The sequence below is a fragment of the Xanthobacter sp. AM11 genome, assembly GCF_047444035.1.
GTDB lineage: Bacteria > Pseudomonadota > Alphaproteobacteria > Rhizobiales > Xanthobacteraceae > Xanthobacter.
The window spans coordinates 466240-481652 of the sequence record NZ_JBLAOA010000001.1; the positions used below are offsets into that span (position 1 = coordinate 466240).

The 15413-nt window shown below is 68.3% G+C and carries 13 protein-coding genes; 7 read left to right on the forward strand and 6 right to left on the reverse strand.

Going from position 1 to position 15413, the window contains the following annotated elements; translation table 11 throughout:
* Positions 1-49: 49 nt before the first annotated feature.
* The 4 genes from sufB to ACI7BZ_RS02250 all read right to left on the reverse strand — a co-directional run bounded on the left by sufB (position 50) and on the right by ACI7BZ_RS02250 (position 6595).
* Positions 50-1534 carry a Fe-S cluster assembly protein SufB gene (gene sufB, locus ACI7BZ_RS02235; protein WP_414115575.1) on the reverse strand — a complete coding sequence of 495 codons (1485 nt, stop codon included), beginning with the start codon at positions 1532-1534 and terminating at the stop codon, positions 50-52.
* 240 nt (positions 1535-1774) lie between these two features.
* Positions 1775-1969: a 4Fe-4S binding protein gene (locus tag ACI7BZ_RS02240; RefSeq protein ID WP_414115576.1), complete on the reverse strand. Its 195-nt coding sequence runs from the start codon at positions 1967-1969 to the stop codon at positions 1775-1777.
* A 166-nt stretch (positions 1970-2135) separates the two neighbouring features.
* Positions 2136-3884 carry a nif-specific transcriptional activator NifA gene (gene nifA, locus ACI7BZ_RS02245; RefSeq protein WP_414115577.1) on the reverse strand — a complete coding sequence of 583 codons (1749 nt, stop codon included), beginning with the start codon at positions 3882-3884 and terminating at the stop codon, positions 2136-2138.
* Positions 3885-4225: 341 nt separating this feature from the next.
* The gene (locus ACI7BZ_RS02250) at positions 4226-6595 is read right to left on the reverse strand and encodes a putative bifunctional diguanylate cyclase/phosphodiesterase (protein WP_414115578.1); all 2370 of its coding nucleotides are present in this window, start codon (positions 6593-6595) and stop codon (positions 4226-4228) included.
* Between the two features lie 394 nt (positions 6596-6989).
* Between ACI7BZ_RS02250 and coaBC the strand changes: the two genes are divergently transcribed.
* Genes coaBC through cysK form a run of 4 tightly spaced genes read left to right on the forward strand, consistent with a single transcriptional unit; the run spans position 6990 to position 10164 of the window.
* Positions 6990-8204, forward strand: a complete 1215-nt coding sequence (coaBC, locus tag ACI7BZ_RS02255; RefSeq protein WP_414115579.1) for a bifunctional phosphopantothenoylcysteine decarboxylase/phosphopantothenate--cysteine ligase CoaBC — start codon at positions 6990-6992, stop codon at positions 8202-8204.
* Positions 8204-8668, forward strand: coding sequence for a dUTP diphosphatase (gene dut / locus ACI7BZ_RS02260; RefSeq protein ID WP_414119069.1), 465 nt, complete (start codon positions 8204-8206; stop codon positions 8666-8668). Before coaBC ends, dut begins: the two co-directional genes overlap by 1 nt.
* A 20-nt stretch (positions 8669-8688) precedes the next feature.
* Positions 8689-9129: an RrF2 family transcriptional regulator gene (locus ACI7BZ_RS02265; protein WP_414115580.1), complete on the forward strand. Its 441-nt coding sequence runs from the start codon at positions 8689-8691 to the stop codon at positions 9127-9129.
* A gap of 48 nt (positions 9130-9177) precedes the next feature.
* The gene (cysK, locus tag ACI7BZ_RS02270) at positions 9178-10164 is read left to right on the forward strand and encodes a cysteine synthase A (RefSeq protein ID WP_414115581.1); all 987 of its coding nucleotides are present in this window, start codon (positions 9178-9180) and stop codon (positions 10162-10164) included.
* Positions 10165-10267: 103 nt separating this feature from the next.
* Here the strand turns inward: cysK and ACI7BZ_RS02275 are convergent, their stop codons facing one another.
* On the reverse strand, positions 10268-10489 hold the full coding sequence (locus ACI7BZ_RS02275) for a hypothetical protein (protein ID WP_414115582.1): 222 nt from the start codon (positions 10487-10489) through the stop codon (positions 10268-10270).
* 251 nt (positions 10490-10740) lie between these two features.
* On the opposite strand from ACI7BZ_RS02275, the gene ACI7BZ_RS02280 reads away from it, so the two are divergent.
* Positions 10741-11139, forward strand: coding sequence for a helix-turn-helix domain-containing protein (locus tag ACI7BZ_RS02280; protein WP_414115583.1), 399 nt, complete (start codon positions 10741-10743; stop codon positions 11137-11139).
* Positions 11136-11666, forward strand: coding sequence for a DUF6456 domain-containing protein (locus ACI7BZ_RS02285; protein WP_414115584.1), 531 nt, complete (start codon positions 11136-11138; stop codon positions 11664-11666). Before ACI7BZ_RS02280 ends, ACI7BZ_RS02285 begins: the two co-directional genes overlap by 4 nt.
* A 93-nt stretch (positions 11667-11759) precedes the next feature.
* Here the strand turns inward: ACI7BZ_RS02285 and ACI7BZ_RS02290 are convergent, their stop codons facing one another.
* Positions 11760-13181, reverse strand: coding sequence for a pyridoxal phosphate-dependent decarboxylase family protein (locus tag ACI7BZ_RS02290; protein WP_414115585.1), 1422 nt, complete (start codon positions 13179-13181; stop codon positions 11760-11762).
* Positions 13182-13510: 329 nt separating this feature from the next.
* Between ACI7BZ_RS02290 and ilvD the strand changes: the two genes are divergently transcribed.
* Positions 13511-15364 carry a dihydroxy-acid dehydratase gene (gene ilvD / locus ACI7BZ_RS02295; protein ID WP_414115586.1) on the forward strand — a complete coding sequence of 618 codons (1854 nt, stop codon included), beginning with the start codon at positions 13511-13513 and terminating at the stop codon, positions 15362-15364.
* Positions 15365-15413: the final 49 nt, after the last annotated feature.

The following is a 15413-nucleotide window of genomic DNA, read 5'->3' on the forward strand; positions in this document are numbered from 1 at the left end:
ATCCTCTGGTTCTTGTTGGGGGCTGCGGTTCGTTCGTCCCGGGGCAGCGTCAGCCGACGCTGCCTTCGAGGCTGATGGAGATGAGCTTCTGCGCTTCCACGGCGAACTCCATGGGAAGCTGCTGGAGCACGTCGCGCACGAAGCCGTTCACCACGAGGGCGACGGCGTCCTCCTGGGAAAGGCCGCGCTGCATGCAGTAGAACAGCATGTCCTCGGAGATCTTCGAGGTGGTGGCCTCGTGCTCGAACTGGGCCGTCGGGTTCTTCGCCTCGATGTAGGGCACCGTGTGCGCGCCGCAGAGGTCGCCGATCAGCAGCGAGTCGCAATTGGTGAAGTTGCGCGCCCCCGCCGCCTTGCGGTGCGCCGAGACAAGGCCGCGATAGGTGTTGTTGGACTTGCCCGCCGAGATGCCCTTGGAGATGATCCGGCTCGTCGTGTTCTTGCCGAGATGGATCATCTTGGTGCCGGAATCCACCTGCTGGCGGCCATTGGAGATGGCGATGGAATAGAACTCGCCCGAAGACCCCTCCCCGCGCAGCACGCAGCTGGGATATTTCCAGGTGATGGACGAGCCGGTTTCCACCTGGGTCCAGGAAATCTTGGAATTCTTGCCGCGGCAGTCACCGCGCTTGGTCACGAAATTGTAGATCCCGCCCTTGCCTTCGGAATCGCCGGGATACCAGTTCTGGACCGTCGAATACTTGATTTCCGCATCGTCGAGCGCCACCAGTTCCACCACGGCGGCGTGCAGCTGGTTCTCGTCGCGCATGGGGGCAGTGCAGCCCTCAAGGTAGGAGACGTAGGAGCCCTTGTCGGCGATGATCAGCGTGCGCTCGAATTGCCCCGTATTCTTCTCGTTGATACGGAAATAGGTCGAGAGCTCCATGGGGCAGCGCACGCCCGGCGGGATGTAGACGAACGATCCGTCCGAGAACACCGCAGAATTGAGTGTCGCGTAATAATTATCCGTGGTGGGAACCACGCTGCCGAGATACTGCTTCACCATCTCCGGATGCTCGCGCAGGGCCTCGGAGATGGGCATGAAGATGACGCCGGCCGCCTTCAGCTCTTCCTTGAAGGTCGTCGCCACGGAAACGCTGTCAAACACCGCGTCCACCGCGATCCGCGGCCGCTCACCTTCCGGGATTTCCACGCCGGCGAGGATTTCCTGCTCGCGCAGCGGAATGCCGAGCTTCTCGTAGGTCTTGAGGATCTCCGGGTCCACCTCGTCCAGCGACTTGGGGGCCTTGAACTTCTTCGGCTGGGAGAAGTAGTAGAGATCCTGATAATCGATGGGGGGGAAGCTCACCCGCGCCCATTCCGGCTCCTGCATGGTGAGCCAGCGCTGATAGGCGTCGAGGCGCCACTGCAACATCCACTCCGGCTCTTCCTTCTTGGCCGAGATGAAGCGGATCACGTCCTCGGAGAGGCCCTTCGGCGCCTTTTCGGATTCGATGTTGGTTTCGAACCCGTACTTGTACTGGTCGACGTCGATGGAGCGAACCTGTTCGACTGTGTCCTGTACGGCAGCCATCTGTCCCTCCGTTCAACTTTCCAGTTGCGGCGCGCTTCGCATCATCGAGCGCTGCGCCCGCACCTTGCCGGCACCTCGGAATGAGGCGCCCGAATCGATCTGTTTGAAGCGTTGTCGCGGCGTGCCTTCGCGCCACCGCCACCCGCTGCGCAGAGCGCTCCGGTGAGCGATCCGCGGTTTGCCACCCGGCCGGAGCGCCGATGCAGGGCGCTCACGGCACGGGCGACCAAGGTCGCGCCATCAGGCGGGGACGCAGGTATTCTCCACCGGGCACACGACCGCGCACTGCGGGGTGTCGAAGCTGCCTTCGCACTCGGTGCACTTCTTCGGATTGATGATGTAGGTGTCGTTCTTCAGGCTGATTGCGGCGTTCGGGCATTCGAACTCGCAGGCGCCGCAAACGGTGCACTGGGACGTGATGATCTTGTAGGCCATGGGCTAGCTCCGCACGCTTGCAGATGATGGCAGGCAAGTAGCCCTTTCAAGCACCGTGCCATCCGGCAACCCATTGACTTTGAATTATTATTTTTCTTGGTTCGAATTCAGCGCGCTGTCGCTCCCCCGACAACGTGTCGCAAGTGCGACAGCGCGCCTGTCGCGATCAGAAGCGCTTGATCTCCACGTCGTGCTTCTTCAGGGCGTAGCCGATCTGGCGCGGGGTGAGGCCCAGAAGCCGGGCGGCCTTCGCCTGCACCCAGCCGGCGCGCTCCATGGCATCCACCAGCCGCTCGCGCTCGGAGAGTTCGTCCTCGCTCATGCCGGGGCGCGCCGGCGAGACCATCGGCGACGACGGCGCCTTGGGCACGAGGTTGGAATTGGCCGGCTCCACCGCCACCGGATGCACCGGCTGGGGAATGACAGGCAGGGGAATGTCCAGCGGCCGCCGGCTGGCGATCTCCGCCGGGGTGCGCCACAGCAGGGCGGAGAGGCACTCGTTGTGGCGGCAGGCGAAGTCGTCGCCCACGATGGTGCCGCTCTGCGCCAGGGTCGCCGTGCGCTGCACGCAGTTTTCCAGCTCGCGCACATTGCCGGGGAAGCCGCAGCCCATCAGCACGTCCATGGCCTCGCGGTCGAACACGAGGTCGCGCCCGTTCTCCCGGTTGAACCGCTCCAGGAATTCGGAGGCCAGCAGCGGAATGTCGCCGCGCCGGTCCCGCAGGGAGGGCACGAGCACGGGAATGACGCTGATGCGGTAATAGAGATCGGCGCGGAACTCGTTCTTGGCCACCGCCTCCTCAAGGTTGCGGTTGGTGGCGGCGACCACGCGCACGTTCACCTTCAGCGTGTGGCTGCCGCCGACCCGCTCGAATTCCTGCTCCTGCAGCACGCGCAGCAGCTTGGCCTGGAAGGAGGGGGAAATCTCCCCGATCTCGTCGAGGAACAAGGTGCCCTTGTCGGCAAGCTCGAAGCGGCCCTTGCGGGCACCCACGGCGCCGGTGAAGGCCCCCTTCTCGTGGCCGAACAGCTCGGATTCCAGCACGGATTCCGGCAGCGCGGCGCAATTGAGCTTGATGAACGGCCCCTTGGCCCGCGGCGAAAGCTCGTGGATCGCCTTGGCGATCAGCTCCTTGCCCGTGCCGGATTCGCCGCGCAGCAGGACCGGCGACTGGGACTTGGCGACGATCATGATCTTGTCGAGCAGCGCACGGATCTCGCGGCTGTCGCCGATGATGCCGTCCACGAACACGCGCTTGCGCTCGCGGCTCGGCTTCAGCTCCGACAATTCCTTCTGCAGACGCCCGCTCTCGGCCATCAGCCGTTCGCGATCTCGGGAGACGACGCGATGCAGCTGCACGGTCTGGCCGATGAGGTTCGCCACCATGGTGAGGAAGCGCACGTCGGAATCCAGCCGGAAGACGGAACGCCCGTCCCACACCCGGTCGATGGTGAGGGTGCCGATGACGCGGGAGGCCACCCGGATCGGCACGCCGATGAAGGACACGCGGGTCTCCTCCGTCGCGCCGAGGGCGGCAGCGTCCACCGCGCTGAAGGCGGGATGGGAGGCGACATTCTCCGCGATGAGCGGCACCGCGGTGGCGATGACCTGGCCGATGGCCTTGTCCGGCAGGCGCGCGCGGTACCGCGCATCCGTGCCCTCATGCCAGCCCACGCCGACGGTGATGTCGGGAATGCCGTCGTCTTCAAGAAGCGAGATGACGCCATGGCGCATCTGCATGAAGGACGAAAGAAGATTGACTACGCTCGACAGCGTTGTTTCCAGCCGGTTCGGCGCCGTCAGAATCTTCGAGATTTCATAAATGCCGGTGAGAGCGACATCACTCAGCGGAACGAGCGGAACATGGGTGGGGGAACGTTCCTGCTCGACTTGCAACGCATCTTGCTGGACCATCGTGTTGTCTCCATCACCCTCGGCACTCCATCCCACCGTTTTTGTCTGATTAGCGACACTTTGATTTAGTTTCATTCTGATGTCGTGCCCAAGCTACGGGCAAAACTTGCCGCACATTTGTGCAGCGCGTCGGGAATGTCGCTTTCCACGCCAGCAATCGCCGGGAAATCGCCCACTTCGGAGAGGCGCTTGTCTGGAAGAGGACGTTTTGTGTCATGAAATTGAAAAAAGATTTCGCGCTGCGAAATTGTCGGCGCCTTTGCTGCCGCAACTTTCCGCAGTGCGACATGAAAACTCCATCTGCCGGGCGATGGTAGCGGCCGCGTGAACGGGGATGGCGCTCAGAGCGGCGCGAACAAAGCGAGCCGGGCCTCGGCCGCCTTACGGTCCTCGGCGCGCAGCACATCCCCCATCTCGGCCGCGGCCAGCGGGCGGAAGAACAGGAAGCCCTGCGCCAGCTCGCACCCCTTTTCCTTCAGGAATCGGGCCTGCCCCGCCGTCTCCAGGCCCTCGGCCACCACCCGCATGCCGAGGTTGCGGCCAAGCTCGATGACGGCGCACACGATGGCGGTGTCGAACGCGTCGCGCTCGATATCCTTCACGAAGCTCTGGTCGATCTTGATGGTGTCGATGGGAAGCTGCTTGAGGTGGATGAGGCCGGCATAGCCGGTGCCGAAATCGTCCAGCGCCACCCTCACGCCCGCCCGGTACAGCTCGTCGAGAATCGGCGCCACATGATCGGAGCTGCGGCCCAGGAATACGGTCTCGGTGATCTCCACGTCGAAATGCTCGGGCTCCACCCCGGCGGCATGGAGCTGGCGCAGGAGTGTCGCGGCAAAATCGCGGCGGGTGAATTGGGCCGAGGCGAGATTGATGGCCACGCGGCCGCAGTCGTAGCCGGCCTCGATCCAGCCGCGCACGTCGCTGGCCACCCGCCGAACCATGCGCTCGCCGATCAGCACCGCCAGTTCCGGGTCGGCAAGCGCCGCCTCGAAGGCGGAGGGGGACAGCACGCTGTGGGGCGAGCGCCGCCAGCGGACCAGCGCCTCCAGCCCGGCAAGGCGCCCGGTGATCAGCGACACCTTCGGCTGGTAGAAGGGAATGATCTCGTCCTCGGCCAGGGCCGCCATCATGGACCGCTGCAGCGCCACCCGCTCCACCACCGCCTGGCGCATGGCCGGGGTATAGACCACCACGCGGTTGCGGCCCTGCTGCTTGGCGGCATGGAGGGCGAGGTCGGCGTCCTTCATCAGCTCCCCGTAGGAGCAGTCGTGGTCGGGACAGGCGGCGAGGCCGATGCTGGCGCGGGTGGCGAAATGCCGGCCCGCATGCAGCACCGGCCGCCGCAGATCCACGAGGATGTTCTGCGCGAGCCGCCGCCCCGCATCCACCGCATCGGCCCCCTCCACCACCGCCACGAACTCGTCGCCGCCCAGGCGGGCGAGAAGGCCGCGCTGGCCAAGCAGGGCGTCGATCCGGTGGGCGGTCTCCATCAGCACCGCGTCTCCGGCGTCATGGCCGAGGCTGTCGTTCACATCTTTCAGCCCGTCGAGGTCGATCAGCAGCACGCAGATGCCCTCGCCCGGGCGGCGGCCGGCCAGGGCCTCGGCCAGGTTGTCGTGAAAGGCGGCGCGGTTGGGCAGCCCGGTCAGCGGGTCATGGGTGGCGGCGTGGCGGGCCTGCTCCTCCGCGGCGAGCCGCTCGGTCACGTCCACCACCGCGGCCACGAGGCTCGGCGAGGGCGTATCGGGGGTCACGGCGGCGGCGATCAACACGCGCCGCTCGCTGCCGTCGGCGAGGCGCACCGCGGTTTCGAAATCGGTCACGGCCCCGCTGGCCCGCAGCCGCTGCAGGAGGTCCCTGGCCGCATCCGGCCCGAGGCAGGCCGAGCACAGCCCCCCGGGCGCCTCGAACGGACCGCTGCCGCCATAGAAACGCCGCGCCGCCTCGTTGGACTTGATGTGCCGCCCGTCGTCCAGCCCCACCACCACCAGCGGCATCGGCACTGCCTGGAAGGTGTTCTCCAGAAGGTCCTCGCTCGCCCGAAGCCGATCGTTGGCATAGCGCTCGGCCTGGACTGCGGCCCAATATTGCCGCTCGATCCGGTTGGCGCGCGCCACCGCCAGGATCAGCGTCGCATTCAGCACGCACAGCGCCAGGCCGAGCCCGACCGCGAACTGCCAGCTCGCCGAGGCGTCGAGATAGCCGACCAGCATCAGCACGCTGCAGCCGACCCCGCCCGCCGCCAGCAGGGGAAAGGGCAGCGGCACCACAAGATAGTAGACCGTGGGCAACAGCAGCACCACGAAGAGCGCAAGGTCGCTCCCCGAGCTCACCAGCACCGCCACCGCCAGCGCCGTGCCCCACTGCCAGACCACATAGATGACATTCGTCAGCCGCGCCGTATTGGCCAGCTGGACCGCCACAAGGCACAGCAGCGACACCGCGACCACCGCGAATCGGGCCGAGACGGCGACGACGAAATGGGACGTGCCGGCGAAGCGCCAGTCGCTGAGCAGGAACAGGGCGTTCAGGATGATCGACGCGGCGAACAGCAGGCGCGCGTGCCGCCGGCTTTCCTCCATCCGGCTCCGGCGAAACGATGTCTCCCGGGCACGATCGACGAACTCGCCGCCCACCGTCGTCAGCTGCAGGTCGTCCTGCGCCGCCCTCAGCTCAGGATGCGCACCCCGATGCGATGGATCTGTCATAAGATAATTCTAGATGGAGCGTGAGCTCAGCGCCAGCATCGCGAGACACGCTGCAATCGATCGATAGGTTGTAGAATACAGTACAAGATGCGCCCGACGGTGGCCTGCTGCCTGATCTGCCGCTCAGGTTGCATCTTGCATTGTGCAGCACCGGCGCCAATGGCCCTGCCGCCGGAGGACAGGAAAGTCATGCTGCATTGCCTGTCCGGGGCCGTGCACGTGCGCTGGCGCACCCGTCCGCTGCCCCACCCGTCGCCCCGGCACGCGCCGGCGCAGCGGCCCGCGGCATGGCTTCGCAAGGCTGCACGCCGCAGGCTATATGGCGGGATGGGGACCACGAAGCCTTCACCGCCGGTGCGCGTGGAGGCTGCAACAACGGGGCAGGAGCCGAACGATGCTCGCAGGCAAACGCGTCCTCCTGCTGATCGGTGGCGGGATCGCCGCCTATAAGTGTCTTGAGCTGGTGCGCCGGCTGAAGGAGCGCGGCATCGGGGTCCGCGCGGTGATGACGCAGGCCGCGCAAAAGTTCGTCACGCCCCTCTCGGTGGGCGCCATCACCGGGGAACGCGTGTTTACCGACCTGTTCGACCTCACCGCCGAGCACGACATCGGCCATATCCGCCTGTCGCGGGAGGCGGACCTCGTCGTGGTGGCGCCCGCGACCGCGGACCTGCTGGCGAAGATGGCGCACGGGCTGGCCGACGACCTCGCCACCACCGCCTTGCTCGCCACCGACAAGCCGGTGCTGGTGGCCCCGGCCATGAACCCGCGCATGTGGGCCCACCCGGCCACCCGCCGGAACATGGCGCAACTGCGGGCCGACGGCATCGCCACCATCGGCCCCAATGCCGGCGCCATGGCGGAGCGGGACGAATTCGGCGAGGGCCGGATGGCCGAGCCGGCACAGATCCTCGCCGCCATCGAGGCCCATTTCGCCGGGGCCGATGCCGGCAGCCTGAAAGGGCGCCGCATCCTCGTCACCTCCGGCCCCACCCACGAGCCCATCGACCCGGTGCGCTACATCGCCAACCGCTCCTCGGGAAAGCAGGGCCACGCCATCGCCGCCGCCGCCCGCGCCGCGGGAGCGCAGGTCGTCCTTATCTCCGGCCCGGCGGAGGTGCCGGACCCGCAGGGCGTCACCGTCATCCATGTGGAGAGCGCCCGCGAGATGATGGCGGCGGTAGAAGAAAACCTGCCGGTGGACGCCGCCGTCTTCGCCGCCGCGGTGGCGGACTGGCGCGTCGCCGACGCTTCCGAGCAGAAGATCAAGAAGGGGGAAGGCGGGGTGCCGCTCCTCCAGCTGGTGGAGAACCCGGACATCCTCGCCGCCGTCGCCCGCCATCCCGCCCTGCGCCCGCGCCTGGTGGTGGGCTTTGCGGCGGAGACGGAGCATGTGGTGGACCACGCCCGCGCCAAGCTGGAGAAGAAGGGCTGCGACTGGATCGTGGCCAATGATGTCTCCCCCGCCACCGGAATCATGGGCGGCGACGTGAACACCGTGCATCTCGTCTCGGCGGCGGGCGTGGAGGACTGGCCTTCCGCCGCCAAGGGCGAGGTGGCGCGGCACCTGGTGGCGCGCATCGCCGCCGCACTGACGGAAACTGCATGATGAACGCCCTGCCCGTACGCATCCGGCGCCTGCCCCACGCGGCCGGCCTGCCGCTGCCCACTTACGCGACCGCCGGCGCCGCCGGGCTCGATCTGGTCTGCGCCCTGCCCGGCGATGCCCCCGCCGTGCTGCCGCCCGGCGGCCATGCGGCCATCCCCACCGGCTTCGCGCTGGCGTTGCCCGAAGGCTTTGAAGGGCAGGTGCGGCCTCGGTCCGGCCTTGCCCGCAATTTCGGCGTGACGGTGCTCAACGCCCCCGGGACCATCGACTGCGATTATCGCGGCGAAGTGGCGGTCCTGCTGGTCAACCACGGCCCGGAACCCTTCACTGTGAGCCGCGGCATGCGCGTCGCCCAGCTCGTGGTCGCCCCGGTGATCCAAATAACGCTGGAAGAAGACGGAGATTTGAGCGAAACTGCACGCGGTTCCGGTGGTTTTGGCTCCACAGGCCTCGGAATCGGATAATTGAACATATAGCCATCCTGATGCCGCGTTTATCCGACAAGAGCCTCCTCGCCATCGCCGCCGTCGTGGATGTCGCCGTCCATGCCCGCGGAACGCCTGTCGCCGCCAAGGCGCTCGCTGCGCGCCACGGCCTGCCGCCCCGCCGCCTCGAACCGGTCCTGCAGGCGCTGGTCCATGCCGGGGTGCTGAAGGGCGTCCGCGGCCCGCGCGGCGGCTACGAGCTTGCGCGCGAGCGCCGGCGCGTGTCGGTCGCCGAGATCGTGCGGGTGGTGGAAGGTGCCGAGGAGGAGAAGGAGATCGTCCTTCCGCCCCTCGTCATCGAGGTGGTGCAGCCCGCCGTCGCCGCCGCCGAGGACACCTTCGATACCGCCCTTGATGCCGTCACGCTCGAAGACCTGTGCCGCGCCGCCGACGACAAGGGGCACGGCTCGGATCACGAACGGATTGATTTCGCCATCTGACGGGCGTTGCGCGCAGCGCCGCCCCGCGACAAGAAGAGGAGATCGCCCATGGCCGAACCCGCCGCGAAGATCGTGCCCGCCCCGCTGCCGCGCCCGGGCCGCGGGCGTGTCTATGATTCCATCACGGAAACCATCGGCAACACGCCGCTCGTGCGCCTGAAGCGCCTGCCGGAGCTGCGCGGGGCGAAGGCCGAGATCCTGGCCAAGCTTGAATTCTTCAATCCCATCGCCAGCGTGAAGGACCGCATCGGCGTCGCCATGATCGACGCCATGGAGGCGGCCGGCGCGCTGGACGCGGACACCGTGCTGGTGGAGCCCACTTCCGGCAATACGGGCATCGCCCTTGCCTTCGTGGCGGCATCGCGCGGCTATCGCCTCATCCTCGTCATGCCCGAGAGCATGTCGGTGGAGCGGCGCAAGATGCTGGCGCTGCTGGGGGCGGAGCTGGTGCTCACCCCCGCCAATCTCGGCATGAAGGGCGCCGTGGCCAAGGCCGAGCAGCTCATCACCGAGATGCCCAAGGCGGTGATGCCGCAGCAGTTCAAGAACAAGGCGAACCCCGATGTCCACCGGCGCACCACGGCGGAGGAGATCTGGAACGATACCGACGGCAAGGTGGACGCCGTGGTCTCCGGCGTGGGCACCGGCGGCACCATCACCGGCATCGGCCAGGTGCTGAAGCCCCGCAAGGCGTCGCTGCGCATGGTCGCGGTGGAGCCGGAGGATTCCCCGGTGCTGTCCGGCGGCCCTCCCGGCCCGCACAAGATCCAGGGCATCGGCGCGGGCTTCGTGCCCGAGGTGCTCGACCGCTCCGTCATCGACGAGGTGGTCACGGTGGGCAACCAGACCGCCTTCGACACCGCCCGCGCCCTGGCGCGGTATGAAGGCATTCCCGGCGGCATCTCCTCCGGCGCGGCCGTGGCGGCGGCGCTGGAAATCGCCGTGCGCGACGACATGGTAGGCAAGACCATTGTCGTCATCGTGCCGTCCTTCGCCGAGCGGTATCTCTCCACGGCGCTGTTCGAAGGCCTCTGAGCCGCGCCCGATACCCCGCGGCCCCGGCCGCGGGGACGGGCACCGACGCCCCCTCCGCCACGCGTACCGGGATGGCGTCCCGCGCGGCGGGCGCGAAGCCGCATCAGGCCGCCCCGCCCGCAATGCCGTCGCGGGCCTTCAGCCGCATCAGGCGCAGCAAGGCCGCGTGCCGCACCGGATCATAGCCGGCGCCGCCAGATCGGGCCGCCTTGCGCACGTCCCGCAGCGCCCGCGCCAGCCCGGCCGGCCCGTTGCAGAACACGGCGAGCCGTTGCATCTGCCGCTGCACCTGGGCTTCCCCCTCCTCGCATCGAAATGCCCGCACGGGCGCAAATCCTGAGCCTGACGCAACCATGACCCGGCCTCCGCTGAGACCGGCAGCATGCTTTCGCAGATACCGCCCGAGGATAATTTCCTATCCCTCCGCGCACATGCGATCCGCGGGGATCTCGTTAAATTATTGATAAACAATATATTTATTTTTCCCGCCCACGATCTTTCCGTCGGGATTTGTTCACGCCCCCTTGAACCGCGAGAAGATGAGTGTAGGAATTTTTACCTACAACGAGGGGTTTTATGACGGACCTATCTCTTGCGCAGGAGCCCTTTCCCCGCCGGCCGCAGGGGCCGGAGCACGCCACGGCCGCCGGCCTCTTTCCGCAGGGGCTTGCCGAGCCGCCCTACCGGATCGTCACCGCCCTGGTGGCGGCCGCGGCGGGCCTGAACGTGGACATGCTGTTCTCGCCGGGCCGCTGCACCGCGCCCATCTCCGGCGCGCGCCAGCTCGCCATGTATCTGGCCCATGTGGGCCTTGGCCTGCCGCAAGCCGATGTGGCGCAGGCCTTCAACCGCGATCGCAGCACCGTCGCCCATGCCTGCCGCCGCATCGAGGACATGCGCGACGAGGCCTCCTTCGACCGCCATGTGGCCCGTATGGAATCCTGCCTGCGCTGGGCCTGGAGCCTGGAATCGTGAGCCGCCGCCCTGCCCCGCCGTCGCGCGCGCCGGAACCGGTGCCGGCGGTCAACCTGGCGGAAAGTCCCCTCGCCTGGCTCGCCCGCCGCGCCGGCAAGGATGGCCGCGCGCTGGTGGACCCCACCCAGTTCGCCGCCGGCGAACGCCTGCGCGCCGATTTCACCCGCGCCCAGCTCACCCCGCGCGTCACCAGCCGCTGGTCGGAGGTATCAAGCGGGGGCAGCCCGGACACCTTCAGCGACATGGTGCTCGCGGCCAAGCTGCGCGTCTCCCGCGCCCTCACCGCCGTGGGGCCGGAGCTGTCCGGCGTGCTGCTGGATGTGTGCTGCTTCCTGAAGGGGCTGGAGACGGTGGAGCGCGAACATGGATGGCCGGCGCGCACCGCCAAGGTGGTGCTCTGCCTCGCCCTCGACCGGTTGGCCGCCCATTACGGCCTCGCCCGCGCCACAACCGGCCCCGATCGCGGGCGCCTGCGCAGCTGGCAGGCCCCGCCCGAGGCCGCAGACACGCCGCACGCGGACAGCTGAAGGGCGGCCCCGGCAAACGCTGCGCCCGACCGCATGGCCCGGCGCCTTGTGGCTCGACCGGCCGCGGCCGAACCACGCGAACCGCAGCTCCTCCTATGGGCGACCCGTGAGGGCGCGCGCGGCGTCGCGGATCACGTCGAAGGCGCTGTCCACATCCGCCTGCGTCGTATCCATGGCCCCCGCCTGGAAGCGGATGGCGAGGTGCCCGTCCACCCGCGTGGGGGTGAGGTAGATCTTCCCGCCGTCATTCACCGCCTGCAGCAGGGCCAGCATGTGCGCGTCGCCGCCGCGCCCGTCGCCGGGATCGTGGCGGAAGGCGAACAGGGAAAGCACCGGCTCGCAGGCCAGGGAGAAGCCGGGCTCCGCCGCGAACCGCCGGGCAAGGTCCTGCGACCAGCGCACATGATTGCGGATCATCTCGCGCAGGCCTTCGATGCCGTGGGCGCGCAGCACGAACCACAGCTTCAAGGCGCGGAAGCGCCGCCCGGTCTGGATCGACCATTCGGAATAGTTGGTCACCTCGTCATGGCCGTGGGTGCGCAGATATTCCGGCTGGATGGAGAGGGTGCGCAGGTGCTGGTCCACGTCGCGGATGAAATGGGCCGAGCAGTCGAACTGGGCCCCCAGCCATTTGTGGGGGTTGAGGACGATGCTGTCCGCCACCTCCGCGCCCGCCCAGAGGGGGCGGAACTCGGGGCAGACCATGGCCCCGCCGGCCCAGGCTGCATCCACATGCACGAACAGGTCGTGGCGCCGCGCAACACCCACCAGCGCGGCCACATCATCCATGGCCCCGACGCTGGTGCCGCCCACGCACGCCACCACCCCCGCCGGCAGGAAGCCGGCCGCAAGGTCCGCGGCAATGGCGGCCTCCAGCGCGCCCGCATCCATGGCCCGTCGCGGCCCGCGGGTGGGGATGCGCACCACGTTTTCCCCGCCGATGCCGCTGATCCAGGCCGCCTTGTCGATGGAGGAATGCACTTCCCCGGAAGCATAGACCCGCAGCCGCGAATGCCCGCAGAGCCCCTCGCCATTGCCGCGGAAGCCCAGCGCCCGCTCGCGCATGGTGAGGAAGGCGGCAAGGGTCGCGGAGGAGGCCGAGTCCTGGATCACCCCGCGCCAGCCTTCCGGCAGGCCCACCGCCTGGCGCAGCCAGTCGATGGCCACGGTCTCCAGCTCCGTGGCGGCCGGGGAGGTCTGCCAGAGCAGGCACTGGGCACCCATGGCGGCGGTGAGGAATTCGGCAATCACGCTGGCCGGGCTGGCATTGGCCGGGAAATAGGCGAAGAAGCGCGGGTGCTGCCAATGGGTCATGCCCGGCATCACCACCCGCTCGAAATCGGCGAAGATGGCCTCCATGGCCTCGGCCGCCTCGGGCGGCGAGGGGGGCAGCATCGCCCGGATCTCACCCGGCCGGGTTGCAGCGCGCACCGGCCGTTCCCCCAGGCCGGCCCGGTAGTCCGCCGCCCAGGATGCCGCCTGAAGCGCCCAGTGGCGGAACGTTTCCCCGTCCATGTCCTGTCCCCCGTCGCCCTTCGCCTGTCGCCGAGGCCCGGATGCGGGCGGGCTGGGCGGCCGTCATCGGAAGGTGCGCGCCCCGGCCGCGCCGCAAACCAGGGGTGGCGAAGCCTGGCACGGGTGCCCACATAGCCGACTTCCGCCCGGCGGGAAAACCGCCGCCGCGTCGCAGCTTCGTGCCGTCCTTGTGTGCGCCGCGGCATCCGAAGCCGTGATAGGCTTTTGCCCGAAAAGGCTTTCCCGGGCCGGCGCGGCGCTCTAAGACGACCGGCAGCTTTCGGCGCCAGACCCAAGCGCGGCGCACCGCAGAAGAGGCAAGAGAGGACATGCCCCAGTACCGCTCCCGCACGTCCACCCACGGCCGCAACATGGCCGGCGCCCGCGGCCTGTGGCGCGCCACAGGCATGAAGGACGGCGATTTCGGCAAGCCCATCATCGCGGTGGTGAATTCCTTCACCCAGTTCGTCCCCGGCCACGTGCACCTGAAGGACCTCGGCCAGCTGGTGGCCCGCGAGATCGAGAAGGCCGGCGGCGTCGCCAAGGAATTCAACACCATCGCGGTGGATGACGGCATCGCCATGGGCCATGACGGCATGCTCTATTCCCTGCCCTCGCGCGAGATCATCGCCGACAGCGTGGAATATATGGTCAACGCGCACTGCGCCGACGCCATGGTCTGCATCTCCAATTGCGACAAGATCACCCCCGGCATGCTGATGGCCGCCATGCGGCTCAACATCCCGGCGGTGTTCGTCTCCGGCGGCCCCATGGAGGCCGGCAAGGTGCTGCTCTCCACCGGCGAGAAGAAGGTGGACCTCATCGACGCCATGATCGCGGCGGCCGACGACAAGGTTTCCGACGCCGACGTGCAGGTGATGGAACGCTCCGCCTGCCCCACATGCGGCTCCTGCTCCGGCATGTTCACCGCCAATTCCATGAACTGCCTCACCGAGGCGCTGGGCCTGGCTTTGCCCGGCAACGGCTCGGTGCTCGCCACCCATGCCGATCGCGAGCGGCTGTTCGTGGAGGCCGGCCACCTCATCGTCGATCTGGCCCGCCGCTATTACGAGCAGGACGACGCCAGCGTGCTGCCCCGAAGCATCGCCACCTTCAAGGCGTTCGAGAACGCCATGACGCTGGACATCTCCATGGGCGGCTCCACCAACACGGTGCTCCACCTGCTCGCCGCCGCCAACGAAGGCGAGGTCCCCTTCAGCATGGCCGACATCGACCGCCTTTCCCGGCGCGTCCCGGTGCTGTGCAAGGTGGCGCCCGCAGTGGCCAACATCCACATGGAGGACGTGCACCGCGCCGGCGGCATCATGGCCATCCTCGGCGAGCTGGGCCGCGGCGGCCTCATCCATACCGACCTGCCCACCGTCCACGCCGCCACCATGGCCGAGGCGCTGGACCGCTGGGACGTGAAGCGCACCAAGAGCGAGAGCGTCGCCACCTTCTTCCGCGCCGCCCCCGGCGGGGTGCCGACCCAGGTGGCGTTCAGCCAGTCGCGCCGCTGGGACGACCTCGACCTCGACCGGGAGGCCGGCGTCATCCGCGACGTGGCCCATGCCTATTCCAAGGACGGCGGCTTGGCCGTGCTCTACGGCAACATCGCCCTGGACGGCTGCATCGTGAAGACGGCGGGCGTGGACGCCTCCATCCTCACCTTCACCGGCAAGGCGCGCATCTTCGAGAGCCAGGACGCGGCGGTGGAGGCCATTCTCTCCACCCAGCGCATCCTGCCGGGCGACGTGGTGCTGATCCGCTATGAAGGCCCGCGCGGCGGGCCGGGCATGCAGGAAATGCTGTACCCGACCTCCTATTTGAAGTCGAAAGGCCTCGGAAAGGCCTGCGCGCTGGTGACGGACGGGCGCTTCTCCGGCGGCTCCTCGGGCCTGTCCATCGGCCACGTCTCCCCCGAGGCGGCGGAAGGCGGCGCCATCGGCCTCGTGGAAGAGGGCGACACCATCGAGATCGACATCCCGGGCCGCATCATCCGCGTGGCGGTGTCGGACGAGGTGCTCAGCCAGCGCCGCGCCGCCATGGAGGCGAAGGGCGACGCCGCCTGGAAGCCGGAGAGCCGCAAGCGCGTGGTGTCCCAGGCGCTGCAGGCCTATGCGGCGCTGACCACCTCGGCGGCCCGCGGCGCGGTGCGCGACGTGTCGCGCCTGCGGCGCTGAGCGACGACCGTTCAAGAGACCCGACAGCAAAAGGGGCGCCGGAGCGCCC

What these genes read in the sequence shown, in the direction of transcription:
- ilvD (WP_414115586.1), top strand. Translation starts at nt 13,511, where the DNA reads ATGCCCCAGTACCGCTCCCGCACGTCCACCCACGGCCGCAACATGGCC.
- ACI7BZ_RS02290 (WP_414115585.1), bottom strand. Translation starts at nt 13,181, where the DNA reads ATGGACGGGGAAACGTTCCGCCACTGGGCGCTTCAGGCGGCATCCTGG.
- cysK (WP_414115581.1), top strand. Translation starts at nt 9,178, where the DNA reads ATGGCCGAACCCGCCGCGAAGATCGTGCCCGCCCCGCTGCCGCGCCCG.
- coaBC (WP_414115579.1), top strand. Translation starts at nt 6,990, where the DNA reads ATGCTCGCAGGCAAACGCGTCCTCCTGCTGATCGGTGGCGGGATCGCC.
- nifA (WP_414115577.1), bottom strand. Translation starts at nt 3,884, where the DNA reads ATGGTCCAGCAAGATGCGTTGCAAGTCGAGCAGGAACGTTCCCCCACC.
- ACI7BZ_RS02250 (WP_414115578.1), bottom strand. Translation starts at nt 6,595, where the DNA reads ATGACAGATCCATCGCATCGGGGTGCGCATCCTGAGCTGAGGGCGGCG.
- ACI7BZ_RS02240 (WP_414115576.1), bottom strand. Translation starts at nt 1,969, where the DNA reads ATGGCCTACAAGATCATCACGTCCCAGTGCACCGTTTGCGGCGCCTGC.
- ACI7BZ_RS02265 (WP_414115580.1), top strand. Translation starts at nt 8,689, where the DNA reads ATGCCGCGTTTATCCGACAAGAGCCTCCTCGCCATCGCCGCCGTCGTG.
- dut (WP_414119069.1), top strand. Translation starts at nt 8,204, where the DNA reads ATGAACGCCCTGCCCGTACGCATCCGGCGCCTGCCCCACGCGGCCGGC.
- sufB (WP_414115575.1), bottom strand. Translation starts at nt 1,534, where the DNA reads ATGGCTGCCGTACAGGACACAGTCGAACAGGTTCGCTCCATCGACGTC.
- ACI7BZ_RS02280 (WP_414115583.1), top strand. Translation starts at nt 10,741, where the DNA reads ATGACGGACCTATCTCTTGCGCAGGAGCCCTTTCCCCGCCGGCCGCAG.